The sequence below is a fragment of the Luteolibacter ambystomatis genome (genome assembly GCF_018137965.1).
GTDB classification, from domain to species: domain Bacteria; phylum Verrucomicrobiota; class Verrucomicrobiia; order Verrucomicrobiales; family Akkermansiaceae; genus Luteolibacter; species Luteolibacter ambystomatis.
Map to the genome: position 1 here is coordinate 1,565,079 of NZ_CP073100.1, position 24,456 is coordinate 1,589,534.

At 61.1% G+C, this 24,456-nt stretch carries 17 protein-coding genes; 9 read left to right on the forward strand and 8 right to left on the reverse strand.

Features of this window, described 5'->3' with window-relative positions:
• Positions 1 to 3: 3 nt before the first annotated feature.
• Both KBB96_RS06040 and KBB96_RS06045 read right to left on the reverse strand, forming a co-directional pair.
• Positions 4 to 3,030: a HEAT repeat domain-containing protein gene (locus KBB96_RS06040; RefSeq protein WP_211633492.1), complete on the reverse strand. Its 3,027-nt coding sequence runs from the start codon at positions 3,028 to 3,030 to the stop codon at positions 4 to 6.
• A gap of 93 nt (positions 3,031 to 3,123) precedes the next feature.
• Entirely contained in the window at positions 3,124 to 4,056 is a 933-nt protein-coding gene (locus tag KBB96_RS06045; RefSeq protein WP_211633494.1) for an ABC transporter ATP-binding protein, read from the reverse strand.
• A gap of 151 nt (positions 4,057 to 4,207) precedes the next feature.
• On the opposite strand from KBB96_RS06045, the gene KBB96_RS06050 reads away from it, so the two are divergent.
• From KBB96_RS06050 to KBB96_RS06075, 6 genes are all read left to right on the forward strand, one after another.
• Entirely contained in the window at positions 4,208 to 6,976 is a 2,769-nt protein-coding gene (locus KBB96_RS06050; RefSeq protein WP_211633497.1) for a 2-oxoglutarate dehydrogenase E1 component, read from the forward strand.
• Between the two features lie 42 nt (positions 6,977 to 7,018).
• On the forward strand, positions 7,019 to 8,476 hold the full coding sequence (gene sucB, locus KBB96_RS06055) for a dihydrolipoyllysine-residue succinyltransferase (protein WP_211633499.1): 1,458 nt from the start codon (positions 7,019 to 7,021) through the stop codon (positions 8,474 to 8,476).
• Positions 8,477 to 8,806: 330 nt separating this feature from the next.
• Positions 8,807 to 11,830 (forward strand): SNF2-related protein, encoded by a 3,024-nt coding sequence (locus tag KBB96_RS06060; protein WP_211633501.1) that lies wholly within the window; start codon positions 8,807 to 8,809, stop codon positions 11,828 to 11,830.
• Between the two features lie 243 nt (positions 11,831 to 12,073).
• A complete protein-coding gene (locus tag KBB96_RS06065; protein ID WP_211633503.1) occupies positions 12,074 to 12,700 on the forward strand; it encodes a hypothetical protein in 627 nt (208 codons plus the stop codon).
• Positions 12,697 to 13,230 carry a hypothetical protein gene (locus KBB96_RS06070; protein WP_211633505.1) on the forward strand — a complete coding sequence of 178 codons (534 nt, stop codon included), beginning with the start codon at positions 12,697 to 12,699 and terminating at the stop codon, positions 13,228 to 13,230. Before KBB96_RS06065 ends, KBB96_RS06070 begins: the two co-directional genes overlap by 4 nt.
• A gap of 105 nt (positions 13,231 to 13,335) precedes the next feature.
• Positions 13,336 to 13,785: a hypothetical protein gene (locus KBB96_RS06075; RefSeq protein WP_211633507.1), complete on the forward strand. Its 450-nt coding sequence runs from the start codon at positions 13,336 to 13,338 to the stop codon at positions 13,783 to 13,785.
• A gap of 611 nt (positions 13,786 to 14,396) precedes the next feature.
• Here KBB96_RS06075 and KBB96_RS06080 read toward each other — a convergent pair.
• The gene (locus KBB96_RS06080; protein WP_211633509.1) at positions 14,397 to 15,578 is read right to left on the reverse strand and encodes an RsmB/NOP family class I SAM-dependent RNA methyltransferase; all 1,182 of its coding nucleotides are present in this window, start codon (positions 15,576 to 15,578) and stop codon (positions 14,397 to 14,399) included.
• Positions 15,579 to 15,642: 64 nt separating this feature from the next.
• Between KBB96_RS06080 and KBB96_RS06085 the strand changes: the two genes are divergently transcribed.
• Positions 15,643 to 16,794 carry a class I SAM-dependent rRNA methyltransferase gene (locus KBB96_RS06085; protein WP_211633513.1) on the forward strand — a complete coding sequence of 384 codons (1,152 nt, stop codon included), beginning with the start codon at positions 15,643 to 15,645 and terminating at the stop codon, positions 16,792 to 16,794.
• Between the two features lie 165 nt (positions 16,795 to 16,959).
• Here KBB96_RS06085 and KBB96_RS06090 read toward each other — a convergent pair whose 3' ends face one another.
• From KBB96_RS06090 to KBB96_RS06110, 5 genes are all read right to left on the reverse strand, one after another.
• On the reverse strand, positions 16,960 to 17,874 hold the full coding sequence (locus KBB96_RS06090) for a glutathione S-transferase family protein (RefSeq protein ID WP_211633516.1): 915 nt from the start codon (positions 17,872 to 17,874) through the stop codon (positions 16,960 to 16,962).
• A gap of 44 nt (positions 17,875 to 17,918) precedes the next feature.
• Positions 17,919 to 18,431, reverse strand: a complete 513-nt coding sequence (locus KBB96_RS06095) for a DUF6799 domain-containing protein (RefSeq protein WP_211633519.1) — start codon at positions 18,429 to 18,431, stop codon at positions 17,919 to 17,921.
• Between the two features lie 280 nt (positions 18,432 to 18,711).
• Positions 18,712 to 20,781 carry a cytochrome c biogenesis protein gene (locus KBB96_RS06100; RefSeq protein ID WP_211633522.1) on the reverse strand — a complete coding sequence of 690 codons (2,070 nt, stop codon included), beginning with the start codon at positions 20,779 to 20,781 and terminating at the stop codon, positions 18,712 to 18,714.
• On the reverse strand, positions 20,778 to 22,061 hold the full coding sequence (locus KBB96_RS06105) for a cytochrome c biogenesis ResB family protein (RefSeq protein WP_211633525.1): 1,284 nt from the start codon (positions 22,059 to 22,061) through the stop codon (positions 20,778 to 20,780). Before KBB96_RS06105 ends, KBB96_RS06100 begins: the two co-directional genes overlap by 4 nt.
• A 41-nt stretch (positions 22,062 to 22,102) precedes the next feature.
• A complete protein-coding gene (locus tag KBB96_RS06110) occupies positions 22,103 to 22,666 on the reverse strand; it encodes a hypothetical protein (protein ID WP_211633527.1) in 564 nt (187 codons plus the stop codon).
• Positions 22,667 to 22,806: 140 nt separating this feature from the next.
• Here KBB96_RS06110 and KBB96_RS06115 point away from each other — a divergent pair, with 140 nt between their 5' ends.
• Complete coding sequence (locus KBB96_RS06115) at positions 22,807 to 23,481, forward strand: hypothetical protein (protein WP_211633530.1); 675 nt, start codon at positions 22,807 to 22,809, stop codon at positions 23,479 to 23,481.
• A 75-nt stretch (positions 23,482 to 23,556) separates the two neighbouring features.
• Positions 23,557 to 24,444 carry a phosphatidylserine decarboxylase gene (locus tag KBB96_RS06120; RefSeq protein WP_211633533.1) on the forward strand — a complete coding sequence of 296 codons (888 nt, stop codon included), beginning with the start codon at positions 23,557 to 23,559 and terminating at the stop codon, positions 24,442 to 24,444.
• Positions 24,445 to 24,456 lie beyond the last annotated feature (12 nt).

A 24,456-nucleotide genomic window follows, 5' to 3' on the forward strand; every position in this document is an offset into this window, starting at 1 on the left:
CCCTTATTGGCGGCCGGAGAGGTATTCGACAAGATCGCGGATTTGCTTTCCGGTAAGGCGCTGGTCGGAAGACGGCATCGGGCTGACCGGCGCGGTGCGTGCGACGATATCGGAAACGTTCACGACCTCCTCGCTGCCATCCGGTTTTTTCAGTGTGAGGGAGGATGACGTTTCCATCCGCAGGCTGCCGGTTACGACGCTGCCATTCCTGCGGGTCACAGTGATCGTCGCATAGGCACGTTCGAGATGTTCTCCCGGCAGCACCAGCGATTCGAGGATGAACAAGCGCCCCGCTGCTCCGATGTGATCGAGCTTTGGCACCAGGCCCTCGGCTTCCGCTTTGCCCTGGTGGCAGTCCATGCAGCGGGCGGTCAGATAGTTCTCAAAAATGTCCCGACCCCGCGTGGCATCGCCTCCGGACAAACCGCCGGCGAAAGGAGCCAGTTTTCCAAGTCTTGTCCGGAGGTGGGCCTGGAATTCGGCCAGGCTTTTCGCCAGTTTCACGTCCGGAATACTGTCCAAGGTCTTCTCTGCCGAATCCATCAGCTCCAGAGTCGCTTCCGTCGGCCACCGGTCGTGGGCGGCCGCATCAAGACAGGAGATGAGGATCGGAATGACTTCATCCGAGTAAGTTTGCATGAGCAAGGCCAGGGCTTGGCGGAGTTCCGCGATGCTGGAGGAGGAACTCAGGATCTTCCCGCTGAACTCCGCCACCTGATCCGGGTCCATATGAATGGCGAGTCTGGCCGCGGCAAAACGGATCTCGGTGTTTCCATCGCGCAGCAAACGTTCCAATACGTCCTTGAAAGCGGCACGGCGATTGCGGGCCAGTAGTTCCATTGCGAGTATCCGCTGGTTTACCGGCATGTTCGCGTCGGTGGCTTCCACTAAAGCCCGGGGGATACTTCCTGCAGGTTCGATTTTCATCGCTGTCGCCGTCTCGCGCGCTGCGGCAGCGAGAGCGGGGGACCGGCCGTAGATCAAGGAGCCGAGCAACCCGGCGAGATCGCGGTCGATCGGTTTGCCCTTGCCGATCTCCCGAGGCCGACCATCCAGCGGATCCACTTTCAGCGCGATATTCCATGTGGCCAGGAGCTTCAGGGCCTCCACCCGCAGGCCTTCGCTCTGATTGGGATTGCCGATGAATTTCACCAACAGGTCTCCGGAGAAGTGATCGGGGGACAAGCGGGCTGCCGCCAAAGCCCGGCGTGTGGCACCCGGGGTCAGATCCTTTGCGTCATTGAACAACAGCCACGCAAGCTTGGCCGCGGACGATTCGCGGTCGGGACCATTGGGCGGGAGCTTCGCCTGATACATCGCTCGGATTGTCTCCGCCCGCACACCGGGGTCCGGCTCCTGACGCAGTGCCGACAACCGCTCCGGAGCACGATCCGCGACTGAAGCCACGGCCGCCAGCCGCACCGCGGCCGAAGGATGTTCCCGGGCGATCCTCAAAACATCTGCCAGCCAGTAGCCGCGCAGAGCGATGACGCCCGCATGCTGTAACCACGGATCCCGGTTGTCGTTCTCTGCCAGCATGGTCAGCAGGGGCTCGAGTGCATCCGGAGAGTGCGTCTTTCCAAGAGCCATGGCCGCGTGGTAGCGCACACGCAGCGAAGGATCCTGGAGGATGGGGATGAGGTCTTCCGCCACGCCTGCATTCATCCCGCCCGCCCATCGTACGGCCTGGAGGCGGACTTCCGGTTGTTTCGAATGGATCAGTTCGAGGAACAACGGCCGGTCGAAAACACGGCGGCAGGAAAGCGCCCACAGGACATGGGCAAGGGGAAGGGGACGGTCCTTGAGCTCGATGGCGGCTTGCAACAGCCTGGCGGTCGTTTCCGGTCTCGCAACCAATTCCCATTGGGCATCCGCACGAACGATTTCATCGTCATGCGCCAGCCTTGCGAGCAACTCTTCCACGGATGCCTGAGCCGCGGGGCTTTTCGGAATGGACACCTTTGACCGGGTTGTCTTCCCGAAAGACTGCCACCTGAACATGCCCCGATTGTCAGGAGCATGGGTGGGAGATCCCAAGAGCAGAAGCCCTCCATCCGATGCGGACAAGGCATAACTCGCCGCAATCCCCGTCTCCAAGGTCATCTCGTCATCCACCCGGAAACCCGCGCCACTTTCCACGATCCGGAGCCGTATGGGCTCGGCCGCGGGGATCGGGACAACCAGAAGTCCTCCCCCCGGCATGGCCACCAGTCCTGATGCCGGTTTTCCGGAATATCCGGTGGTTGATGGCATTACCGTTGCGGGATGCTCCGGGCCGCGGGTGAGAATCTCGTCCCGCCATGGATTCCAGCCCTTTTTACGATCTCCATAGTAGCTTCTCCACCCGTAGTCCGCTTTCTCCGCGATGTAGAGCAGCCGTCCATACTCCACGGGCCCGGGAACCTGATCGATGCCGAACAGATTGCCGAACTCGTCAAAGGCAAGCTGGCGCACATCCCGCAAACCGTGGGCGTATATTTCCAGTGCGCTCCCGTCCGGATTGCAGCGTATCACGCAACCCGCATCCGGCAGGGTGAGTGGATAGCCCTCACGTGCGGTGGCATCCACTCCGGCATCGCCAACCGCCCAATAAAACCGTCCGTCCGGTCCCCGCACCGCACCGGTGAGGCCATGTTCCCATCGCGTGGGATCGGTCCCGAGCCCTTTCAAAAGCACCCTGCTCTGGTCGGCCTTGCCATTGCCATCCGTGTCACGGAGTTCCCACGCTTCCGGAGACGCCTCCAGCAAGACGGTCCCTCGCCACGCCATCAGTCCGCCTGGTGCGCGAGGGGACGGGAATTGCTGCGAAAAAATTTCCGGCCTGTTCGTCGCGGCCATGCGGAAAACGCGTGCCGGTTGCTTCGGCGCTCCACCGTCCAAGGCATATACGCTGCCATCCGTATCCCTGCTTGCCGCGAGGGGATTCACCATTTCGGGGCCTATCCTGACGATGCGCTTGTTCTCCGGCACGCCTCCTGCCGCGATCACCAGTATTATCAGAAAACCCGGAACTGCCGAGGCGGTCTTCATGGTGTGAGCCGGAGGGCAATCCCTCCAATCAACTCACATCCAACCGCATATTCGCCCGAAAGGCAAGAATGTGCTCACCCGGCCGCGACCGTCTCAATCCCGCCGCGTCAACTCCACGAAGACATCCTCCAGTGTCGCCTCCTTGCGGAACAGCGAACGCATCGGCCACGCATACTGCGCCACGAGATTGCTGATTCGTTCGCGGGCATCCGTGCCAGAGTCCACCAGCACCTCATAATGCGTCCATCGGTCGTCACGCGGCTCTGCGGTCACGCGCTTGACATTGTCCAGTCGCGAGAGGGCGGCGGTGACGATCTGGGGATCGGCGGCGACCTCCAGATGCACCTTGCCGGCGGCGCGCATCCCGGCCACGAGGTTTTTCGGGGTGTCCTGGGCCTTGATCTTGCCGCTGTCGATGATGATGACCCGGTTGCAGGTCATCTCCACCTCGTGAAGGATGTGGGTGGAAACCAGCACGGTATGGCGATCGGCAAGCGTCCGGATCAATTCGCGGATCTGCCGGATCTGATTGGGATCCAAGCCATTGGTGGGTTCATCCAAAATCAACAGTTCGGGCTGGTGGACGAGGGCATCGGCGAGGCCCACGCGCTGGCGGTAGCCCTTGGAGCAGACGCGGATCATTTTCTTCTTCACCGCTTCCAGCCCACAGGTCTCGATCACCTCGGAGACCCGGCGGCGGGCGTCACGACCGGACAGGCCTTTCAGCTCCGCCCGGAAGCGCAGGTATTCGCGCACCCGCATGTCGTCGTAGAGGGGGACATTCTCCGGCATGTAGCCGATCTTGCGACGGGCGGCGATGGATTCGCGAAAAATGTCGTGATTCGCCACTTTTGCACTTCCGGACGTCGGCGGCAGATAACCGGTAAGCATCCGCAGGGTAGTCGTTTTACCCGCTCCATTCGGCCCGAGGAACCCCACGATTTCCCCTTTGGCGACGGAGAATGTGATGCCGCGGACGGCCTCGTGGCGCGGGAAACGTTTGGTCAGGTTGGAGACTTCGATCATCGTCAGCGGGCGGTGCGGACTTCTTTCAAACTCGTTGCAAAATTCAGTCCTGTGCGGTTGACGCAACCCGGACGCCCCCTTAACTAAGCGCTGCGCGCGGCGGGCCAAGCGAGAAAATCACGCTTTCCTTCCGGCATTCCCAATACAGCCCATGAACTCATCGGTTTCGGCCCGCCTCAACGCGGATTTGCTCGAGGAAAAATACGCCCAGTGGATCGAAGACCCGCGCTCGGTTGAGCCGACCTGGTCCGCATTCTTCGAAGGATTTGAACTCGGCACCGCCCAATCGCGGAAGGCCGAAGTCGCCGGAACCGCAGGCACCGCCACGGTGGCCGAGCCGGGTGCCGATCTCGCGTTCTATGGCAAGGTGGTAAGCCTCGTTTATAACTACCGCACGCTTGGTCACACCCAGGCCCGCATCAACCCGCTGGAAGACACCCAGGAGCGCAACCCACGCCTGCGTCTCGACCAGTTCGGCTTCACCGAAGCCGATCTCGACCGCGAGGCCTCCACGCAATTCCTCCTCCATGGCGAGAAGATGAAGCTGCGCGACATGGTCGCCGCTCTGGAGAACATCTATTCGGGCTTTATCGGCTTCGAGTTCATGCACATCAACAACACGACCATCCGTCATTGGGTGCGTGAGAAGATCGAACAACACGCCCGCCGCGAATCGGATCCGGCGGAGCGCAAGATCAACTCGCTGCGCTGGCTGCTCGAGGCTGAGTCGTTCGAAAATTTCCTCGGCAAGAAGTTCCTCGGTGAGAAGCGTTTCTCGCTCGAAGGTGGCGAAGGCGCGATGGTGTTGCTCAATGCCATCCTGGAGAAGTGCCCGTCCGCAGGTGTGCAGGAGATCGAGATGGGCATGGCCCACCGCGGTCGCCTCAACGTGCTGGCGAACTTCGTCCGCAAGTCGCTCACCACGATCCTCTATGAGTTCACGCCGAACTACATCCCGGACCTCGTGGCCGGTGATGGCGACGTGAAGTACCACCTCGGCTACGAGAGCATCCGCGAACTGGCCGATGGCAAGGTGCGCGTGAATCTCGCCGCCAACCCATCCCACCTCGAAGCCGTCAACCCGGTGGTCGAGGGCAAAGCCCGCGCCCGCCAGCGCGTGCTCGGCGATGATGGCGTGGCCACCGATCGCAAGCGAGTCCTGCCGGTGCTCTTGCACGGTGATGCCGCCTTCGCCGGTCAGGGCTCCGTCGCGGAAGTGCTGAACCTCTCCCAGCTCCCGGGCTACCGTACCGGTGGCACCATCCACCTCATCATCAACAACCAGGTCGGCTTCACCACGCTGCCGGCCGATGCCCGTTCCTCCGCCTACGCGACGGATGTGGCGAAGATGATCGAGGCTCCGATTCTCCACGTGAACGGCGAAGAGCCGATGGAGCTCTATTGGGCCGCCCAGTTCGCCCTTGAGTTCCGCCAGAAGTTCGGTCGCGACATCGTGATCGACATGTACTGCTACCGCCGCCAGGGCCACAACGAGAACGACCAGGCCGCCTTCACCCAGCCGCATATTGCGAAGAAGATCGAAGCCCGCAAGACCTTCGGCCAGATCTACAAGGCGCAGCTCGTCGAAACCGGCGTCCTCACCCAGCCGGAAGCCGATGCGCTTGAGCAGGCCATCTGGGATAAGTTCGAGGAGAGCTACCAGAAGATGGTGAAGGCCACCGAAGCCGGTGACCGCACCGTGTTCGGTGGATCCACCGCCGTCGAGCAGCCGCCATATACGCACGCCCCGGTTGCCACGGGCATCGCAAAGGACCGCTTGCAGCACATCGGCAAGGTGCTCACCACTATCCCGGATGGTTTCCATCTCAACCCGACGCTGGCCAAGCGCTTCATCCCGCGCCGCATCGAGGCCATGCACAACGGCGGTCCGATCGACTGGGCCTTCGCCGAGTCGCTGGCCTTCGGCTCGCTGCTCATGGAGCAGACTCCCGTGCGTCTCTCCGGTCAGGACTGCCGCCGTGGCACCTTCTCGCAGCGCCACGCGGTGTTCTACGATTACGAGACCCGCGAGCGTCACATCGCCCTTGAGCACCTCTCGGCGGATCAATCGAAGTTCTGCGTTTACAACTCGTTCCTGTCCGAGTTCGCCGTGCTCGGTTTCGATTACGGCTACTCGCTCAGCTACCCGCAGATGTTGACGCTTTGGGAAGCCCAGTTCGGTGACTTCTCGAACGGCGCGCAGGTCATCATCGACCAGTTCATCTCCTCCGCCGAGTCGAAGTGGCAGACGCCGAGCGACCTTGTGATGCTGCTGCCGCACGCTTACGAAGGCCAAGGACCGGAGCATTCCAGCGCCCGCTTGGAACGCTTCCTGCAACTGTGCGCGGAAGACAACCTGATCGTCGGCAACTTCACCACGCCGGCCCAGTACTTCCACGCGCTGCGCCGCCAGAAGCGCCGCGAGTTCCGCAAGCCGCTGATCCTGATGACGCCGAAGAGCCTGCTCACCCGCGCCGAAGCCGTTTCCAACGAAGCGGACTTCCTTGAGGGTTCCTGCTTCCAGGAAATCCTGCCCGATCCGAAGGAATTCGCCGATCCGCAGTCGGTCACCCGCGTGGTCTTCTGCTCCGGCAAGGTTTACTACGATCTCGCCGCGTGGCGCGAAGAGAAGGGCATCGACAATGCCGCCATCCTCCGCGTCGAGCAGCTCTATCCATTCCACCAGGACATGGTGGTGGCCCTGCTCAGCCAGTATCCGAATGCCACCTCCTTCGTGTGGTGCCAGGAGGAGCCACAGAACATGGGTGCCTACACCTACATCGCACCACTGTTGGAAGACGTTCTCGGCAAGAAGCCTATTTATGCCGGTCGCGACCGTGCTTCCAGCCCGGCCGCCGGTTCGAAGGCGATGCACTACCGCGAGCAAAAGGCGCTTCTCGAAGAGGCCTTCACTCTCTAACAAATTCCCAGACCTCCAAGGCTTCCGACTTTTCCCGCAACCATGTCCCTCGACATCAAAGTTCCCGCCGCCGGCGAATCCATCACTTCCGCCAACGTCGCGCGCTGGCACAAGAAAAACGGCGAGACCGTCCACAAGGGCGAAGTCCTCGTCACACTTGAGACCGACAAGGTTTCCAATGAACTCGAAGCCGACGGCGACGGCACCCTTCAAATCCTCATCGGTGAAGGCGAGGAAGTATCCATCGGCACCGTGATCGGGCGCATCGAGGAAGGTGCCGCTGCTCCTGCCTCCGCTGCCGCGCCGGTGTCTGCTCCGGCTGCTCCTGCCAACACTCCGGCTCCCGCCGCTGCCGCGGCACCAGCTTCCGGTGGCACGGTCGAAATCAAGGTTCCCGCCGCCGGTGAATCCATCACCTCCGCCAATGTCGCCGCTTGGCGCAAGAAGGACGGCGATCAGGTCACCAAGGGTGAAGTGCTCGTCACGCTTGAGACCGACAAGGTTTCCAACGAACTGGAAGCGGAGGCTTCCGGCAAGCTGAAGATCCTGGTGCCGGAAGGCGAGGAAGTCGCCATCGGTGCCGTCATCGCCACCATCGAGGTAGGTGCCGCTCCGGCTCCTGCCGCCGCGACTCCCGCACCTGCACCGGTTTCGACCCCAGCTCCTGCGCTCTCTTCCGTGGCAGCTCCGGCCCCGGCTCCAGGTGCCTCCACCGGTGTCACCGCTCCGCGTCTCAAGCCGGATCTTTCCGTCGTCAGCACCCCGGTCGAAAAGGCCCCCGCGCCGACCGCTTCCGAAGACGGCCGCACCACCCGCAGGAAGATGAGCATGCTGCGCCGCAAGATCGCGACGCACCTCGTCAATGCCCAGCAGACCGCTGCCATCCTCACCACCTTCAACGAGGTGGATATGAGCGCCATCATGGACCTCCGCAAGCAGGTGCAGGATGACTTCATGAAGAAGCACGGTGTGAAGCTCGGCTTCATGTCCTTCTTCATCAAGGCCGTCACCCAGGCGCTCAAGGATGTGCCGCAGATCAACGGCCGCATCGAAGGCACCGACATCATCGAGAACCACTTCTACGACATCGGCGTCGCCATCGGCACCGAAAAGGGCCTCATCGTCCCGGTCATCCGCGATGCCGACAAGAAGAGCTTCGCCGAGATCGAGCAGGACATCCTCGACTACGCCAAGAAGGGCAAGGAAGGGAAGATCGCCATCGAGGATCTCCAGGGCGGTGTGTTCACCATCTCGAACGGCGGCACCTACGGTTCGCTGCTCTCCACGCCGATCCTCAACCCGCCGCAGAGCGGCATCCTCGGCATGCACACCATCCAGCAGCGCCCCGTCGCCGTGAATGGCCAGGTCGTCATCCGCCCGATGATGTATCTCGCCATGAGCTACGACCACCGCCTCGTCGATGGCAAGGAAGCCGTGACCTTCCTGATCCGCATCAAGGAATGCCTCGAAACCCCGACCCGTCTCCTGCTGGAGATGTGATCGTGGCGGCGCGGTCCGAACCAAGCGCCAAGCCTCTTCCACCAAAAGCCCGGTCCGTCCACGGCCCGGGCTTTTTCATTCAATGGAAAGGACCACTCTTACCTCTTCTCTTCAATCAGCGTAATCTGTGTAATCTGTGGTCATCCTTACCCAACACGAAAGAGCCGGAGCAAAGGGGGCGGCTATTCCAGTCTTTCGGAAAGGAACCACAAATTACGCTGATTACCCAGATTGGAATAAGTTGGAGAAGGATGGTTGGAGTGATGTTTCACTTCGGCGCCTCCGTCCTTTCCTCACTCGATCTTTCCGCCAACACTGCGCCGCTCCCACATGCCTGATTGGTCTGAACAAGCCCTGAAATCCGCTGCGAGCTGGAAAGCCTTCAAGGAAGGCAAATCCCTCCTCGATGCCGGCATGGTTGCCCAATCGAAATCCACCCCGGACGGTTGGACGGGCAGCGTGCGCCAAGGTTCGAAGCTCATCCGCCTCGGCGTGAAGGTCCCAAAGCCGGGTGACTTCCAGGTCAAGTGCTCATGCCCGGAGAACCAAGCGTCCGGAGCCGTCTGCGCTCACGCCGTCGCCACCGGACTAGCCTTGCTCGGTGCTGCCTCACCAGCACCCACCACCAAACCAGCATCCTTCTCTCCGGCTCCCAAGTCCGGCCCGCTCGTTCCGCTTATCGTCCGTCTGGCTCCCAACTGGTCGGAAACTTTCACCCGCGGCAGACTCACCGTCACGCTGGCACCCGATCCGGCCGCCGCCGCCGATCCCGTCGATGCCTTCCTGACCGCCTGGGTCACCCGCCAAGGCATTCCTGCGATCAAAGGCCCGCTGCCTCTGTCCTTGGATGGCGATCGCCTCGCCGGATTTCTGGAAGCCGCTTTCGATCACCCGCGCATCTTCGCGGGCAAGGAACCGCTCGCCATCACCAGCGACGCCACGTTGCCTCTCGGCCTGCCGGTCAGGGAAGGGGACCTCGTCACTCTTTGCGCCTCTACCGCACCCTCCATCCTTGGCCCTCACGCCTGGTTGGCCACCTCTGAGTCCATTTCCCGGATCGGCCCCCGTGCGATCCCGGACGACCTGCTTCTAGCCTTCACCACCTGGACCGCTGGCAAGCCCGCCCGCATCCCGCTGAAGCAACTCCTGCGCCGCGCTCCGATCTGGGAGGACTGGCTGGCGCTCCCGGAGGATTCCTGGCTCGGCGACCTGCGGATGGTTCCTGCCACTCCCGCTTTTCATCTCACGTTGGAAGGCTCGCTCACCCGGCTGGAAGCTCGCCTCGGCATTCGCTATCCTGGCACCCAGCCATTCGTCCCGGGTGTGGCTGATGATCCATATTTCCCGCGCGCCGGGGAAGGGGGGCAGTGGGAGGTTCGGCACCTGCAGGCGGAGGCCGAGGCCATCGCGACTCTCACCAGCCTCGGGTTCGCCGGAGACGAACCGGGACGTTTCTCACTCACGGGCGAACCCTCCATCCTTCGCTTCTTCGCCCATGGCCTCCCCGGACTGCCTGCCGATTGGACAGTCGAGCAAACGCCGCGCCTCCAGTCGGCTTCGACCACCGTCGAGGTGGTGCGGCCGCGCTTCGAGGTGCTCGGTTCCGGTGAGGACTGGCTGGCTTTCGACTACGGTTTCGAGACCTCTTCCGGCCAGCTCATCTCCCGCGCCGAGGTGCTCCAATGGTTGAGATCCGGCCGCGGCACCCGCCAAGCGAATGGTCGCAAACAAGTGTTGGATGAAGAATCCATCTTGATGCTGGAGCCGCTGCTTTCAGAGCTTGATGTCCGGCAGGAACACGGCCATTTCGTCGGCCCCAAGGTCATTGCGGAGCTTGTATCGGAATTTCGTAAAAATAGGAGTAATTCAAAAATATCAAGTGATATTGATATTTTAGAAAGTCCTCTTCCCGCCACTTTGGATCCCTCGGTTCCTGGCATGCTCCGGCCTTACCAACGGAAGGGTATCGCTTGGCTGGCGGACCGACTCCAACGCTTCGGTGGAGCTCTTCTCGCGGACGACATGGGCCTCGGTAAAACTCTCCAGACGATCGTCGTTTTCGAACAACTGTTTGCGGAGCCTAATCAAGTGGAAGGTCCGGCACTGGTAATCGCCCCAACCTCGCTGCTCGGGAACTGGCGTGCCGAATTCCAGCGCTTTGCGCCGGACCGGACCATCCGCATCCTGCACGGTAGCAACCGGGACACCGAGCGTGGGAAGGTCACACCACAGGATGTGGTTGTCACAAGTTATGGAACATTGGCCCGCGATCTGGCTTGGCACCTCCAGAGGGAATACAAGGGGATCGCGGTGGACGAAGCCAGCCTGATGCGGAACCCGGATACCGATCACGCCAAAGCCATCGCCAAGCTTCGCGGTCGTCATCGGATCGCACTATCCGGCACCCCGGTCGAAAACGGTGTTCGCGACCTGTGGTCGATCTTTCGCTTCATCCAGCCCGGCTGGCTGGGCAGCCGCGAGCAATTCAAGGAGCACTACGAGCTGCCGCTGCAGGCCGCGCCGGTGCCGAAAGCTCCCATGGAGCGCCTGCGCTTGAAAACCACGCCGTTCATCCTGCGCCGGACCAAAGAGCAAGTGGCGTCCGATCTGCCGTCCAAGCTGATTATCGACGACTACTGCGAGCTCTCCGCCGACCAGCGCCAGATTTATCGCGACCTCATCGGCGAGGGCGGCAAGCGGGTGGACGAGAACCGCGAAAAAGCCGGGACTGGCGCGGCCCGCCTCCAGATGCTCACCGCCTTGCTGCGCCTCCGCCAAACCTGTTGCGACCTCGGGCTGCTCAAAAACGAGCGTCTGGACAAGCTGCCGATCGAGCGGCGGTCCGCGAAGCTGGAGCGCCTGCTGGAGCGCGTAGAAGAAGCCACCTCCGGAAATCACAGAATTCTGGTATTCAGCCAATTCCAAACACAATTACAGAAAATCCGGGAGCAGCTTCAAGCGCGCCAAATTGATGCTCTATTGCTCGATGGCCAGACTCGGAACCGTCAGGAGCTGGTGGATCGCTTTCAGAAGCCGGACGGACCGCCGGTCTTCCTGATCAGTCTGAAGGCGGGCGGATACGGCCTCAACCTGACCGCAGCCGATACCGTGATTCACTTCGATCCTTGGTGGAATCCCGCTGCCGAGGCCCAGGCCACCGACCGCGCCCACCGCATCGGCCAAACGCGCCCGGTGACCGTTTACCGGCTGCTCACGCGTGGAACCGTGGAGGAAAAGGTCGTCCGCCTCCAAGACACCAAACGCGAGCTGGCCCAAGCCGCCTTCGATGAATCCGGCCTCGGCGAAGCCACTGGCTGGAGTGACAAGGAACTCACCGACCTGCTCAAAGGCTGACCCGCACCGTAGCCGAGTCCATGAGAACGTGGCGCGTCCAACCCAAGCCTTTCCCAGTCGTATCCCAGCACAACCGGACCACTCCAGCCCGGATTTCCGGGATGAAATAAAACTTGTTACAATGTATGTAATGCGGATTGAAGTGTCGGCTGTGTTTGAGGCTGCCAATTCCAAACCCATGCCATTTTCAAACTCGCGGGATCGGCGGATTGATCTATCCTGCGACCACCTCAAAAGAAAACGATGCGCACGATCCCTCTTTTCGTGATGGCGTTGGTGCTGGCCTCCGCCGACCGGTCTCCCGGTCAGGTGGCTTCGCAGGAACTGGCGGCCCTGAAGGCTGGCAATCAGAAAGACATCAAGGCGCTGCGCGAGCTCTATCGCACCAAGCTGGCGGCCTTGCTCAAGGCGGAAACCGACAAGGGCGATCTGGTTGGAGCGGCGGCGGTCCGCTCGGAACTCGCCAAATTCGATCCCAGCGTATCTGCCTCCTCCACGGGACCGATCGGGCCGACGGCCGCGCTGGCGAAGAGACTGCTGGAGTCCCCCACCCGTTGGCTCAACGGAGATGCCTTGGTTGAGTTCAGGCCCGATGGCGTCTGGATCGAGACTTTCAAAGGCAAGGTGACCGAGGGTCGCTGGACCCGTGAGCCGGATTCGGAATTGATCCGCATCCGCGCCAACGATGGCAGCAAGACCTTCATCTACCGGATGGGTGAAGACGGCAGCGCGGTGTTCGGTCCGGCTGGTGGCCGCTTCAAGCGTCAGAGCGATACGGTTGCCACTACTCCTCCCTCCGGTCCGGTCCCAGCTCCCTCCGGGGGTAAATCGGGCGGCGATGATTTCAATCCTTTCGGCGCCACCAAATGAAATCCTTCCTTCCCGTATGGCTGGCGGCGCTCCCGATGATTGTCGGTGTCGCCATGGCCCAACAGCCCGGTGAACCGAAGGCTTTGACCGATCTGCGCAGTGTCTATGAAGCGCAGTCGAAGGCGATCATGGACAAGTATCGTGCCGCCTTGGCCGAGCTGGAGAAATCACAGGTCCGCCAAAGCAAGACTCTGGAAGTGCTTGCGACCCGCAAGGAGATCAATGCCGCGGGCACCGATACATCCCGCGGATCTTCTTCCCCTGACCTCTCGTTGTCGCCGCTGGCGGGAAAGAAATTCGCGAACCGCACCCAGGGCACTTCCATTATCGAGCTGCACGCGGACGGAACCTGGATCGAGCATTGGTCAAACCACTCAGATCAACACGGGAAGTGGAGCTTTCGCGCGGACAATCCGCGCATCATCCACGTGGACAAGGAGGGCGGTGGCGGAATCAACTATCGCATCGGTGATGACAACCGCTTCTTCTACCGCATGGGCGATGGGTTCCTCTACATGCCGGAGCCCTGACGCAATCGCAGGGTTTTTCTTTCTTGAGAGCCTGGATGACAAAAATCACGCTCTTCGCTGCATTTGGCGACTTGTGCCTTTTCCAACCCCCGTCCCCTCCTGCTGATGAAAACCAAACTCTCCCTCCTTTTCCAACTCGTCCTGACCTCCGGTGTGTTTGCTGCCGGAGCCGTGGTTGATCTGCCGCGCGGCACTATCGAAGGTGCTGACTTCGCGAAGGCGCAGGAACTCGCTACCACGGAGAAGAAGAACATCGCCTACATCTACACCGACAAGGCCACCACCTGCCCCCTCTGTGAAGGTGCCTCCAACGAGTTCATCAAGAGCGTACGAAGCAAGTCGGTGTTCGTGTATCTGGATTCGAAAGCCGCCAGCACGTACTGGGGCAAACTGCCGGCTCCGGTGCGTGACACCATCGCCAAGTCCAAGATCATCCCGATCATGGTGGTGACCTCCGCTGATGGCAAAACGGTCCTTTCCTCCATCAACTACGAAACCTACGCCAAGGACACCAAGGCCTCGCTGCGGGATTTCAAGAAGCCTCTGAAGGACTGATTCCCGAATCCATATTTCCAAGTGAACGACCCTGCCGGGAACCCCGGCGGGGTTTTTCATTCAGCCTGATATTCTGTCAACCTACGTGAATACGAAGGCTCCCGTCGGCGGGTTTCTTTGAAATTGGCCCGGCTTTGGCTAAGAATGAATTGTGCGGAAGAGTCTGCGATTCCTGACCGTGGTGGTTTTTCTCAGCGCGGCGGCTTTTTTCCTGTGGGGGCTCGGCCGGTCCCTGCTGCTACAGGACTTTAACACGGGGATCGGTTACAGTGTCGGGCACGGTGTCGGCCTGATCAGTATCGTGTTGATGGTCATCCTGCTGTGGGGGCCTTCCAGATCGGGTCCGCCTCCGAATGGTCGCAGCAACTCCTGAAATGGTCGCAAGTTGTTGCAGACCAGTGTTATAATTTTCCGCTCGCCACCCTTCCGACTCTCTTTACATTTGGGGTTGTGAGTTTCAAGAGGTTCTTGGCCGTGCTGATAGGACTGCTGATTCTAGGTCTTGTTGCTTGCGTGGTTTATTTTGCGAGAGGTTCCTTCTTATTCTCGGAGTGGTTCTGATGAAGGGGTGCAAAATGAGCCGCGAGAGTGGCGATATGCACCCATCCTTGTCATTTCTTGGATGACAACCGGCTGGCAAACAAGCCATCCGAGCCATCTTCCGATGGGGATACGGTGAGGGATTCCTCCACCTGCCAGCGCGGGTCGCGCTCCCGCAGGAGGGCGATCTGGCCCTCGTTCTCGGAAGGTAGAATGGAACAGGTCGCATAGACGAAACGCCCCCCCAGGCGGAGCATTTCCGGATAGTGATCGAGCAGCCTGCGCTGGAGTCGGCGGGTTTTCTCCAAGGAAGGCGCGGTGAGACGCCACTTCAGGTCCGGCTGGCGGCGCAGGGTGCCCAGGCCCGAGCAAGGCGCATCGATCAGCACCCGATCCGCCCAGCCGCTCAAATCGCGGAGCGTTTCCGGTTCCCATACCTGGGTGCGGACGATCGAAACGCCAGCGCGCCCGGCGCGGCGGGAGAGCTCCTGGAGCTTCCTCCCGTTCACATCCAAAGCGATGACTTCCCCACGGTTCTCCATCAAGGCGGCGGCGTGGAGAGTTTTACCGCCGGCACCGGCACAGGCGTCGATCACGCGCATGCCGGGTTCGAGATCGAGCACGGGAGTGATGCGTTGCGATCCGGAATCCTGGATTTCGATGCGGCCGGTGGACAGCAAGGGCTTGCCGATCCGCCCGCGGGTGATCTGAAGGGCGGTGGAGATGTCCGGCAGAGGCTGGGACTCAATCCCCTCCCCAGCCAGCCATTTGGCGGCCTCGTCGCGGCTGTTGAGCAAGGTGTTCACGCGCAGCACGATCGGCGCACGTTGGTTGAGTGCGGCCAGTTCGGCATCCCAGCGCGGACCCAGTTCAGCGGAGCCGAGTTCATCGAGCCACTCCGGCACCGATTCCCGGATCGCCCGTGGCTGGGTGTGGAGTTCCAGTTCACGCTGGCTCATCTCCGTGACAGTCGCGCCGCGCCATGCCCACCACCCGGGCAGTTCGAATCCCATGCGCCGCCACTGCACCGCACATAGAGCGGGGAGACCGCTGCCATCCGCCACGAACTCGAGCGCGCGCTTCCAGCGGGTGGCCTCGAACACGGTCTCCGCCACGAAGGAGCGGTCGCGTTTTCCCCAGCGCGGATTTGCGTGAAAAACGGTCTCCAGCACCCGGTCGAGCACCTGTCCCTGCTCCAGCACGGACTCCAGCACCGCCACGCATCCTTCCGCCAATACCCGGTGCAACTTCACGTGCGCAGCCTCCCCTTTCCACTCTTGACTATTCAATGAAGAAGTTTCCACCCATCCTCGCGGCGTGCCGACCGTCACTCTCAAATACCTCTCCTTCCACCCGTCCATCTGGCCCCGCATGATCGGGGAGGTTTCGCGCGATGCGATGCCCGGCTCGCTGGTGGAGGTCTTCGGCACGCAGGGCACCACCTTCGGCTGGGGCCTGTGGAATCCCAAGGCGCGCATGCCGCTGCGGATGGTCAGCCACCGCCCGGAACCGATCGATGAATCGTTCTTCCTCGATGCCATCCGGAATGCCGCCGCGCTGCGGAAGGAGATCTTCCACCTTGATGATGAGACGGACTCCTACCGCTGCATTCATGCGGATGCGGATTTCCTTCCGGGTTTGGTCGCGGACAAGTTCGCCGATGTGATGTCGCTCGAGGTCACCACGCTGGCCGCCTGGCAGCGCCTCGATGAATGGCTGCCGGTGATCCATGAGAGCTTCGGCACGAAGCGCACCGTGATCCGCGTGGACGCGCAGCTCGCACAGGTGGAAGGTATCCCTTCCCTCACCCACCCGGCCTCGGAAAACATCCGCACGGTGAAGATCAAGGAACACGGCGTCACCTTCGAAGTGGATTTCCAGGAAGGCCACAAGACCGGCTTCTTCTGTGACCAGCGCGACAATCGCAAGCGCTTCGGCGAACTGGCGAAAGGCCGCGATGTGCTCGATCTCTGCTGCTACACCGGCGGTTTCTCCGTGAATGCCGCGCTCGCCGGCGCGAAGGAAGTCACCGCGGTGGATCTGGACGAAACCGCGATCGCCATGGCCAAGCGCAACGCCAACCTCAATGGCGCGCGCGTGAAGTTCACCCATGCCGATGCCTTCACCTGGATCCGCACCATGATCGAGAACGGCCGCCAGTGGGACCTTGTCATCGCGGATCCTCCGAAGTTCATCTTCGGTCCCGAGGACGAAACGGGCTTCGGCAAATACAATGATCTCAACAAGCTCGCCGTGCAACTGGTGAAGCCCGGGGGCATCTTCGTGACCTGTTCGTGTTCGGGCCAGCTCCATGCGGATGCATTCGAGAAGATCGTCATCGGTGTCTCACACCGCCAGAGCAAGCGTCTCCAGATCATCGGTCGCACGGGTGCCGGACCGGATCATCCGGAGCTTTCGAATTATCCGGAATCGCGGTACCTGAAGGTGCTGTGGAACCGGGTGATGTGAAGTAGCGCGAGTTTCCAACTTGCGAATGGGAGGAGATCGCTGGTGGGGAATGCCTGAGCGATTTCAAACCCGGTTCCGGCAGCATCCGGGCATGGCGGCAAGGGATGCCTGGACGCATCTTCCGCGGCGATTCCTCCCCACGCACAAGCAAGAATGTTTGTGCTACTACCTGCTCTCCCGTCCGTGCGGCGCGTTGAAATCGAGGATCGGTCCCAGCGGCACGATGCCGGTGGGATTGATGTCGTCGTGGGTGATGTAGTAATGCCGCTTGATGTGATCGAGGTTCACCGTGTCCGCGATTCCGGGCTGCTGGTAGAGATCGCGCAGGTAGCCATCGAGGTTCGGGTAGTCGATGATGCGGCGGAGGTTGCACTTGAAGTGGCCGTGATAGACCGCATCGAAGCGGATGAGAGTGCAGAACAACCGCCAGTCGCTCTCCGTGATACGATCACCGAAGAGGTAGCGGCGTGATGTGAGGCGATCATCGAGTGTGTCGAGTGCGGCGAACAGCTTCTTCACCGCGCGTTCGTAGGCAGGCTGGCGGGTGGCGAAGCCCGCGCGATAGACGCCGTTGTTCACATGGTCGTAGAGGAACTTGCTCAACTCCGCCTGGTCCTCCTCAACGTCGCCCGGGAAGAGGTCCGGAGCATCGGAGGCGGCGAAGGCTTTCTGGAACATCAGGCAGATGTCGTCCTCCGAGTTGTTGACGATCCGCCGTTCCTGTTTGTCCCATAGGACCGGCACGGTCACGCGACCGTGAAACGCGGGGTTGCTGGCCCGATAGGCCTCGCTGAGAAACTGAAAGCCGTTCAGCTCATCAGGGCCATGGCCATTTCCCGGGCGAAAGGCCCAGCCGCGCTCATCGCGTACGGGATCGACAATCCCAACGCTGACGCTATCCTCCAAGCCCAGCCACTTTCGGGTGATCAACGTCCGGTGCGCCCATGGGCAGGCAAGCGAGACGTAGAGATGGTAGCGGCCGGACTCCGCTCTGTCCTGAATGATCTCGCGGAAGGAGTCCTCCTGGCGCTCGAATTCTCCGTCCTCACCATTCTCTTCCGGAAACTGGCCCTGGGTCATGTCCGAACATGACGCAGGATCACCATCGGGAAAGTGCAAAGCACTCAGCGGGCAGACGAGCCGATCGTGAAGATGGCCCCTTCCGGGATCTCCCGTTTCCTGCTGCCTTCGATCAGATAGCCATCCTGGGTGACGGTCCGGCCGCTGCCGAGCGAAGTGGACATTTCCATACGACGGGTCGCACCGTCCCGCATCACCATCATCTGGCCATCGATCATCACCACGCGGGATGCGTGATCGGGCACGCGGCCACCATCCGGACCAAGCACCGTACAGTCCGGGAGTTTCTGACGCGAACCGGATTGCGAAATCAGGGTGCCATCAAGACTGACACGGCTGCCGTTGGTAAGCGTGGTTTCCGCTGTCATCGGGATCGCACGTCCCTGACGGACGATCACCACACGATCATCCATTTTCATCAAACGATCGGTGGTCGTGATGCGTGACGTGGACGAAAGACCGCCACTTCGCGTCGGCTGGATGCTATCGAATGGGCGAGCCATCACATTCGCAGTCAGAAGCGGAAGGATGGCGAGAGCGATGGAGGTGGTTTTCATGCGTGCAAGGGGGTTGAAGGATTCACCTTCTCCCTCGCACGGGGTGTTCCAGCGTCTTTCTCAAAGAGATGGAATCACGTGAGAAAGCATCGCTGTTGATTTGTATTCAGTTGGTTCCGGTGTCGACGGGCAAGTTCCATCAGCCGTGGCATGAAGCCGACGCAAAATGCATCCTTCGCCCTAACAAGTGCGATTTGCAAAGATCCATGGGATGGAGGCTGCGGTCGGGTTATTCATCGGAGCCATCGCTGGAAGGGACAGGAATATCCCTTCTCCCTGTTTACTCGGTGACGAGGGTGCCGGCAGGGGTGGGCTGTTGTTTGCCCATGCCGTTCCGGCGGTCGTGTTCCAAGGTGTTCTGGATCGCCCAACCAATGGCACCCAGCAGGATCAGCAGACCCTCCACGCCATACCACAGCCAGATCAGTCCACGGCCTGAAGTGAAGCCGTAGCTATGGAGGCCGGTATTGAAGAAATTCACGTGCCACCAGGAGAACATCACGACGCAGGAACCGAACATGCAGGCGAGATGGAAGGCCCATTCCTTGAGATAGCCGCCGAGGCGGGCATGGAGGATGGCGAGATTCCACAGCACGATCAGCAGCGCGCCGTTTTCCTTCGGGTCCCAGCCCCAGAAACGGCCCCATGAGTCATTCGCCCACACGCCTCCGAGCACGGTGCCGACCAGCGACAGGAACAGCGTGAAGCAAACGCAACCGTAGGCGGCGCGGGTCAAGGTGCGGCGAAGCGTGCGATCCCCGTAGTCGAGACCCGTGCCGCGCATGAAGACGTAGATGTGGGAGAGAAGTGCTGTCAGCAGGCCGGCGCAGTAACCCATGGTAATGGTGATCACGTGGATCGTGAGCCAGTAGTTCGAGCGCAGCACGGCCACCAGCGGGTCCATGTGGTCCTTCGCATCCCCCACTTCATAGAGGCGGGAGAGGACGATCAGCGCGGTGCCGATCACCGGAGCCAGACCGAGCGCGAAACGTTTGCGCGTGAGCAGCTCCACCAGCAAGGAGAGGATCACGATGGCGGCGGCGATGCAGATGGTGGTGTCGTAAAGATTTCCGATCGGCGGGCGCTCCATGATGATGCAGCGCTGGGTGATGGCGATGACACAATAGACCGCGCCAGTGGCGGTTACGATCCCGGTGGCCCATGCGAAGATCCGGCCGGTGACATTCCATCCAGCCGCCCACATGCCGAAGGCCAGCAGCGTGCCGAGCAGGAAATACACCATCGCATAGAGGAACCAATCGGCGCGGTAGTAGGACGCCTCCAAAGCGATCGCCCGGTATTCACCACGGGCTTTGGCCAGCCCTGCGGTGAGATCGCGGAACTTGGCGAGATGGTCGCGGAATTCCGCGTCCCCTGCCCTTGCTGAGACGGCGATGTTCTCCAGCTTCTGCACCCGATCAATGGCCCGTTTCGGATCGGCGGACTGCTGGGTCATCACCGTCATGATTTCATTGCCCACACCGGTCCATTCACGGTCATCGGCTTTATCCGGCGGGAAAAGCAGCAAGGTGTTCTTCGAGTAGTTGGCCATGTCGATGACCTGCTCGAGCAGGGCCTTCACATGCTCCGGGATTTCCTTGTGCTGGGCCTGGGCATCGTTGAGTGCCTGCCGAACCGCGGGAGCGGCCGCCATCACCACGCTCATCGCCGCAGCCTTGGGGCCGTTCGGATTGTCCATCTGGACTCCGCGGGTGAAGGCGAAGTAGCTCAGCAGACCTTCCAGCTTCTTGACGTTGGTCGCGAGATCGATGGTCTGCTGCTGTTCGGGTTCACGCTTGGGAGCCTCGATCACTTCGTAGGTCTTCGCCAGTTCATCCAGTTTGGCGCGGCCCGCCTGGAGATCGCGGAAGCTGTAGCGGTCGCGCTTCGCACCGGTTTCGAGCCCCAGGGCTTTCACCACCGCCGAGTTGTCGATGCGGAACATCGGCAGGTCCACGGCGATCTCGGGACGGAAAAGGCAATCCAGAAGCCATGCGGTGGGTTTCAGCGTGATTACCTTGTGCGGTGCTTTGCCATCCTTGTCCGCCTTCGCGTTCGGGCTGGTATCCGGCACGTCGATCTTCATCGAGCGATCGCCATGGATCTGATAGAGCGCGAAACCGGCGTAGGTGGAGAGAGGCTTGATACGGCCACCGTCCTGCACCGGGATGGATTCTGCGATCTTCAGCGTGTCCTCGGACCAAGGTGTGTAGGCCTCGATGTGGCGTGGCTTCGGCTGCTGGCTCTTGTCGTAGAGATAGATGCTGCTGAAGAGCAAGGCACCCGCGAGCAGGAATCCGAGGGCCACCCAGCGGACGACCACGTTGCGATTGGCGGGAGGAGGATTCATGCCTTTTTGATGCTGGCGTGGATGAAAACGAACAGTTTCAGGAGGAACTGGACGGCAAGGCCGATGGTCACGATGGCGATGCTGATCTTCGGCCACTGGTCGGAGGGATTCTGCACCACTTCCAGGACGGAATACATCTTCGCCGGATTTTGTTCACCCTGCGGCCCGTAGCTGGCCTGATAGAGCGTGAGCCCCTTGTTGCGCATCGGCTCGTTCATCTGGATGGTGGCGTTCACTTCATGGCCATCATCGATGCGGGTCACCTCGCTGACGAAGCTCTCCGGCTTCATCGTGTTCGGCGCGAAGGTGGCGGTGAACTTGTTCAAGCGCACCTGATACGGCATCGGCCAGTAGCGCTTGTGGATGTCGATGAGGAAGACGCGGTCGCCGGACTTCACGGTATGGCCGTGGAAACTGGCGGCGGCGAGAATGAAGGGCTCGCCTGCAGTGCCATCACGATTCATCACGCGGGCATAGCAACCGGCGGTATTCGCCTCGGCCTGCTTCTCGTCCTCCTTGCGGACAAGATAGTATCCATCGGTGATCAGTTCCTGATGCTCGGGAGCGCGCTCGACCGCAGCCACCGGCTGGCAATTGGAGAGCCAGCCGTTGATCTGAAGGTCGAAGGGGAAATCCGGCAGCTTGAAGTCACGCGGCGTTGACCCGGTGGTGTCCATGCCGTTGGACTTGCGGACGAACCATTTCCATGAGCCGATCGTTTGCGGCTGGAGGTCATCGAGGTATTGTCCGCGGATCACGTGGATGTTGGTCGGCTTGCCGTCCTTGATCTCGGACACTTCCACCACGAATTCGGTGTAGTCCTGCGCCACGTTGCTGGTCTGTCCTTGCTGGAGCACCATGTTGCCGCGCACCTCCTTCCATTGGGCCACACCACCGGCCACGATCAGGAGCAGGATGCCGGAATGGGAAATGAGATTGCCCCAGTGGCGCCAACCCTTGCGGGCACGGATCACCCCGCCGAGAAACAAGTTCACGAACAGCAGCAGGCAGATCCAGTAGCCGCCGGGTAGCGGGAACTTCAACTGAACGCCATTGACGTTCATGATCTTCAATTCCGGCGTGAAGAAGAAGGAGGACGAGTCGAAATATTTCTTCAGCGTGGGAAGCAGCCCCCGCTCCACCTGTTCCAGCGTGGCCAGCCAGGTCAGCAGCCCGAGCAGCAACAGCAGGATGGTCGCCAGCCCGAATCCGGACAGGATGTTGAAAATCCGCACTGGCAGGGATTCGCGGCGTTTTGGGGTGGTGGAAGCGGCTTCCATGGGAAAATCAGCGGTCGAGCCTACGGTTCGCGGAGGGCGGATCATTCACCGGTCAGGACCAGCGACTTGCAGAAGGCCTCCAAAGTGGCCTTTTCCGCGTCCACCTCATCCTTCTGGCCGGTCATCTTGACGGTGATGATGCGGCCGTTCACGTCCGCAATCACCCCGGCCAGCGCGTAGCCCGGACGGGCCTCGGCACCAGCCATGCCGCCGGAATAGGTGCCTTCCGCCTCCACCCACACGCCAGCGGTGCCGACGATGTTCACGCGGCGGCGCTCGTCGAGAGTCTCGGAAGTCAGCTTTGGCGCATTGAACTGACCGAGCCACCGGTTCGCATTGTCCAGCACCGAACCGGTGGAAATACCAACGGCCACCTCGCCCAGCCCGCTTTCACCGAAGCGGTAGTTCAGGAGGCGGAACTCGGTGGACGGAAGCTGGAGCCAGCTTTGCGGCGTCGCTCCCTTGACCGGGCTCGGGCGCTGGTTGCGGAAGCGCTCATCGCTGGTGGCGAAGATCTTCGGCTTGGCATCGAGCGATGTTTCAGCGCGGGTTTCGGTCACCGTGACCTCCGCCGGCGGCTTGCGGCAGGCGGAAAGTGAAATCACGGCCACACATCCGAGAAACGCCGGGGTCTTCATCGCCGCGGGGGATAGTCGCGCGCGCCACTGCGTGCAAGGGGAAACAGATTCCGAAAGGCGCTCAATTGCTCTTGCTGTGAGTTGAAAAAGCCGCATATGACGTTGGAATGTTGCGTTTGGCCTTTGCCGGGTTGATCTTGGGAATTGTTGTTTTTTCCCAGACTCTGAATGCCGACGAGTCTATTGAACCGAGGGACTATTTCTACGTCATTCCCTCCGCGGCCAATCGCCACTATCTGGTGAGCAGCCTGCTTTCCTGGAGTGGAGAAGAGGACCAGGGGATGTCACGCTTGCAGGTCTTCGAATCCGCCAGCGGAAAGCTGAAATGGGAAGTGAAAGGGCTGTGGGCACGTTCGGACGAGGTCTTTTTGTCCGATGATGGTGAACATTTGATGACCCTGCGCTATTGGCAGATCGGAAAGCCCGGGACCGTGGACCTGAAAGTCCCCGTGCTGTCTTTTTATCACCGCGGCAAACTGCTGAAAAAGTGGAGTTCGGAGGATCTCAAAATCCCTCGTTCCGCTTTTCGAGCCAGCACTTCCCACAGTGGTTTTTGGCCATCGGATCGTCCGGCGGCACTTCGGTGGGATTTCAGACCAGGAGATCCCACGTACAACAACTATCTGCGGACTGCACAGAACCCATTTCTGGAAGGAACCACCTTCTCTCTGCGGACGCATGGTGGGGAGATCCTGAAATTCGACATCGGCACCGGTGAGCTCTCGTCCCGGTCACAGCTTCCTCCCCCAGCGGGGCCTCCGGACCCATTCGAGTCAAAATAAGCGGGGAACCCGTTCATTGCGGGAGCGCTTCTTTCCCACGCTTGCCCGCGGCCGGTTCCCTCCGTAAAAGCCCGCGTGGAGCCGATCCGATATTTCAACCGACACAGCGGGGCGATGGAGACCGAGCAGGTCTATGGCGAGGGATTCCTGCGCTGGGCCTACGGCACGCCGCTCGGACGGTTGTCGCTGGAGGCGTTCGTGAAGAGGCCGTTTTTCTCGAAATTCTACGGCTGGCGGATGGATCGTGCGGCGTCCGCATCCAAGGTTGCTCCATTCATCCGCGACTATGGCATGAAGGTGGAGGAGTTCGCCGATGAGCCTGCTTCTTTCCGTTCCTTCAACGAGTTTTTCTACCGCAGGCTGAAACCGGAGGCGCGTCCGATCGACGCCGCGCCGGTGGTGTTCCCGGCGGATGGCCGGCATCTCGGGTTCGAACGCGCCACCGCGATGGAGGGCGTCTTTGTGAAGGGACAGCGCTTCGATCTGGAGAAATTGCTTGGTTCTCGCGAACTGGCGGCGCGTTACGCGGACGGTCCGCTGGTGCTCTCACGGCTTTGTCCGGTGGATTACCATCGCTTCCACTTCCCCTGCTCCGGCACGCCTTCGGTCACGGAAACCATCAATGGACCGCTCTACTCCGTGTCCCCCCTCGCGCTGCGTCAGAACCTCGCCTATTTATGGGAGAACAAGCGGACGATCACCCGGCTTGAGACTCCGGATCTCGGTACCGTGCTGCTGCTGGAAATCGGCGCGACCTGCGTGGGTTCCATCATTCAGACCTTCACCCCGGGTCAACCGGTGGAAAAGGGCGCCGAAAAAGGCTGCTTCGCTTTCGGGGGGTCGTCCACCATCACGATTTTCGAGCCAGGCCGCGTGAAACTGGCGGCGGATTTGTTAGAAAACTCCGCCCGGCAGGTGGAAACCTACGCGCGCATGGGCACGATGCTGGCCTCGAAGCTCTGAGCCGGACGCTAT